Raw genomic sequence first — 4297 nt, forward strand, 5'->3', positions numbered from 1 at the left:
AATGGTGGCAAGCTCCGGGTGCTCACGATTATCGATATCTTCTCCCGCTTCTCGCCCGCCTTGGAGCCGCGGCTCACCTTCCGCGGCACCGATGTCGTGGCGATACTGGAAAGGGCCTGCAAGGAAGTGGGATTCCCGGCGACGATCCGCGTCGATCAAGGCAGCGAGTTCGTGTCGCGCGATCTGGACCTATAGGCTTACCAACGCGGTGTCACGCTGGACTTCTCGCGGCCCGGCAAGCCAACCGACAACGCCTTCATCGAGGCCTTCAACGGCCGCTTCCGGGCCGAATGTCTCAACGCCCACTGGTTCCTGTCCCTTGCGGACGCCGACGACCTGATGCAGGCAATGGGCGTGAGCGGCATCTCCAAGTGTCAGGTGAGCCTGCCGTACGTGGAGATCGACGACAAGGTGTATGCGTTCCTTGGCCCGCCGATCAAGGGCAGACGGAAAGTATGACCGCCATTTCTCGTGCGGCCACATCCTCTAATTGCGGGAGTTCCCGACGATGAAATCAAATAGAGGGTTATAGCCAGTGATTTGACGTCTGAGCGCATGGCATGCTTTGCGCATGAAAGCTCGTGCACTTTTGGCTTGGAATGTGCGTCGGATCCGGGTGAGCCGTGGGATTTCCCAAGAGAAATTGGCTGATCAGCCGGCATTGATCGCTCCTACTTGGCCAGGCTCGAGCGCCAATCGAAAAATCCGACAATCGATCTCCTCGACCGCATCGCTGCGACCCTCGGCGTTCAGCTGTCCGAATTCTTCGTTCGGCCTTCCGATCGTGTTATGCTCAAGGCCTTTCCCAAAGGTCGCAAACCGGCGGGCCTGCGTCGTGGGCAGGGTTAGCTGTCATTTCACTAAGGACGGTGGTTTTGAGCGCACGACTGCGTGCGAGCCTCCGGACTTAGAGTGCTCTATGAGTAATGGCTCTCTCGATTGTATTACGCCCGTTCCAAGCATGTGCTGGAGATGCCGCAGCGGAACTGCGGAATCAAAAACGTCGCACACCTTGATGCCCATCACGATCATGCTGTCGTCTTCCGGAATCGTGAGCGGGACCTGCCTTCCAGCCGGTTCATGCGCGGGGCCTCCGAGGCGCCGCAGCGCGAGGCGTGGCCCACCGCCGATGCCGTACGCAGGGGGACGGAGGAGTTCGGCAAAGGAAGCGCCGACGCCAGATCTCGAGAGCCGAGCTTGTTTTTGCGCTGATTGCATCGGCGGCATCAAATTCTGGGCCCTCTGAGTAGTTTTGCGGATATTGAGATCGCGGCATCGTCTTGCGACGCGCAGCTCGCGGTGATGCTCAATCACACCAAAGATCGATTCTGGTTCATTCGCCATGGCGCATTTGTCCCAGGCCACCAGATTGACACCAACCAATCCTGGTAGGTGCTTGCAGCACTCCTCCGCGATATTCCTTGCTAGCCCCCCTGGATTACGTGCCGCCCAACCCCGGGGGCCAAGGTGGTCAGTCTCGCTAATCCAAAGCGCTGGCCACGACGTTTGCGGCGCGTGGTACGGACAACGCATTCAGGGTCGGTCCATTACGAGAGCGCCCGGCGCCTCGTACGATCTGAATGAGACCCAACCAGACGCGCACGAAAAGTTTGTCAATAAAGCTATCGAGCGCGGATGGTCTCCATGGGTTCTGGACCATGAGCACACCAGCCGGTGTACTCTTCCGAACACCACGTTGCAGGGTTCGTTTGTCAATCAAACGCAAGCGATCGCAGCTCTCAACGCAACAAGGGCGGAGACGGGAAAGGAGCTTGGGATCAAGGTCAGAATGGAAAAATGGATCGTCGCCCGATACGACGTCGAACCAGACTTTGACTCCAACGAAAGAGAGAAGACTGGCGAGAGCGTTAGCCGATCAGCCCGCAGGTATCCGGCGACGGTGAGGTAGTTTGTCGATAAGGCGGCGCGCCGAAAGCCATCGTATCGTTCCGTGGTCGCTAGCCACGCAGCCCATGCATCGGAGCCAAATCAGAGCACGAATGAACAATAATTCCCCCCGCGGGCAAGCCATCATCAGGTGAAGTGAGCAAGGGCGCGCGTTCACCGAAAAGGAGCCGCACGTTCCGCAGCGGGAATGTGCATACGCGACTTGAGCGGACGCTGCCGAATTGACGAGACGCACTCACGGCGATCTGAGAAGCGTCGCAGCGCCTTAGTGATACAAATGTTGGGGCCTTAGTGTGGTCAAAGAGTTAAAGAGCATGTCCGACAAGCTCAGAAAAACGGGCGTCTTGAGCGGAAGCCGTCCACTAATCGCGTTGGCAATTGCGGCGGCGCTCAGCGTTGGTGGGCCCGCCTCGGCGCAGTTGTTCAATTTTGGTGGATTTCAGCAGCGGCCGCAGCCACAACGCGGTGGCGGCTGGTTTGGTAACGACACGTTTGGTCCATTTCAGCAGCCCGCTCGCCAGCCTCACTGGACCAGGCGGAGGGCCCTGCCGCCTATGCGCGAGGATTTTTCGAGGGCTCCGCCGCCTGACAAGCGCGACATGGTGCCCGAACGCTACGTGCTCGTGCTCGGCGACGCCATGGCCGACTGGCTCGCTTACGGCCTTGAGGGCGCTTACGCCGAGCAGCCCGCCATCGGCGTAATCCGGAAGGTGAAAACCATCTCCGGCCTGATCAAGTACCAGCCCAAGGGGGCGCCTGCCGATTGGACGGCAGCTGCAAGGAAAACATCCTCGCCAACGAAAAACCCGACGTCATCGTGCTGATGCTAGGCCTCAACGATCGTATGGCGATCCGCGAGCCGGCCGCCGAGAAGAGCGACAAGCCAGCCGACGAGAACGACAAGAGCGCGCGCAGGTCGGACAACAAGCCTGTAGATGCGAAGTCGAAGGAGAATTCAGGCAACACCGCAGCCAAACCCGACGACAAGGTCGCCGACAGCGAATTGCCGGCGGACGATGCAGTGAATACCGACGGGCCGCGGGTAGCGCTGGAGAAGAGCACGCGTTCGCCGAATGGCATCTATGAGTTTCGGGACAACCGCTGGGTCGAGCTCTACAGCAAGAAGGTCGACGAGCTAATCGCGGTCGCAAAATCGAAGGGCGTGCCGGTGGTCTGGGTGGGACTGCCCGCGATCTTCGGACAGAAGAGCACCTCGGACATGCTGTTTCTCGACGCCTTCTACCGCGATGCTGCGGGGCGCGCTGGGATCACCTATGTCGATATCTGGGACGGATTTGTCGACGAGGCGGGGGCCTTCCTGCAGAAGGGCCCCGATCTCGAAGGCCAGATCCGCCAATTGCGCACCTCTGATGGCGTTTATTTCACCAAGCCCGGCGCGCGCAAACTCGCCCACTATGTCGAGCGCGAGATCAGCCGCCTTCTCGCTGCGCGCTCGGGACCGATTGCGCTACCCACCGAGCCTGCGACCCCCGACTCCAAGGTTGCCCCCGGTCAGCCCGCGCCGCGTCCGCTGGCGGGGCCGATCGTGCCGCTGGTCGCCGCCACAATTAACAGCGACCAATTGCTGGGCGGTCCAGAGGCGCCGTCGGCCGTGATCGATACGCTTGCCGCGCGGGTCATGACCAAAGGTGAGCCATTGTCGCCGCCCGCTGGTCGCGCCGACGACTTTACCTGGCCGCGTCGCGAAGTCGAAACGCCAGTGGCATCGGCGTCACCCAATGGCTTGGGCAATGTCCGCGCAGAGATGAAAGCGCCGGCTGCATCGTTAAAGCCGAAAAGCACCGCCGCTGAGAAGTAGGTACCACCCGGGCGGTCTTTTGCCTAAATTGGCGGCCTTTTGCATTCGCGATTGTCTCCTATGGCCACGACGTGAAGCAGGTTCCGCCGGCCTATGCGAGGCCGTTTCGGCAGGGTCACAAGAATGACTTTCGAAATGCGCATGCTGTGGCCGAGGCCTCACCCTTCGACAATTGTCGGCAAGAGCGCAGCTATGAGGCGCGTCCACGAAGGCAGTAGCCTATCGATGCCTTGGCTGTAAGCGCGAATTTCTCCGCACCTTTTGCTTTTGAGTGCTCTGATGCACAAGGTGTCTACCAAAATAGGTGGACACCTTGTGATGGCAGCGGATGATCAGAAACCGCGGGTCAGGCTTGTTGGTCGGAACGGTCGCCGGCGCTACGGGGCGGCATCGAAAGAGCGTCTTGTCACGGCCTGTCTTGAGCCTGGGGGTTCGGTATCGAGGCTTGCACTCGAATATGGGGGCAACGCGAACTGAAGTGGACCCCGGATTTTGGACCGGCGGCTTAGGTGGTGCGGATGCCGTTCCGTTTTGATAAACGGAGCGGACCATGAAGAAGACGAGACGGAA

The 4297-nt window shown here is 60.1% G+C and carries 1 protein-coding gene and 4 pseudogenes; 4 read left to right on the top strand and 1 reads right to left on the bottom strand.

Translation table 11 applies throughout. The annotated features are described in order from the left end of the window. A pseudogene (locus AC5ZFO_RS47195) lies at window positions 1–345 on the top strand (DDE-type integrase/transposase/recombinase); the annotation flags it as partial. A 226-nt stretch (window positions 346–571) separates the two neighbouring features. Then, a pseudogene (locus tag AC5ZFO_RS47200) lies at window positions 572–849 on the top strand (helix-turn-helix domain-containing protein). 3 nt (window positions 850–852) lie between these two features. On the opposite strand, the gene AC5ZFO_RS47205 reads toward AC5ZFO_RS47200, so the two are convergent. Continuing rightward, window positions 853–1344, bottom strand: a complete 492-nt coding sequence (locus AC5ZFO_RS47205; protein ID WP_496124157.1) for a hypothetical protein — start codon at window positions 1342–1344, stop codon at window positions 853–855. An 878-nt stretch (window positions 1345–2222) separates the two neighbouring features. Here AC5ZFO_RS47205 and AC5ZFO_RS47210 point away from each other — a divergent pair. Continuing rightward, a pseudogene (locus AC5ZFO_RS47210) lies at window positions 2223–3727 on the top strand (SGNH/GDSL hydrolase family protein). A gap of 318 nt (window positions 3728–4045) precedes the next feature. Beyond that, window positions 4046–4201: pseudogene (locus AC5ZFO_RS47215) on the top strand (transposase); the annotation flags it as partial. Window positions 4202–4297: the final 96 nt, after the last annotated feature.

This window comes from Bradyrhizobium sp. Unk1, from assembly GCF_059512345.1.

What these genes read in the sequence shown, in the direction of transcription:
- AC5ZFO_RS47205 (WP_496124157.1), bottom strand. Translation starts at nt 1,344, where the DNA reads ATGGCGAATGAACCAGAATCGATCTTTGGTGTGATTGAGCATCACCGC.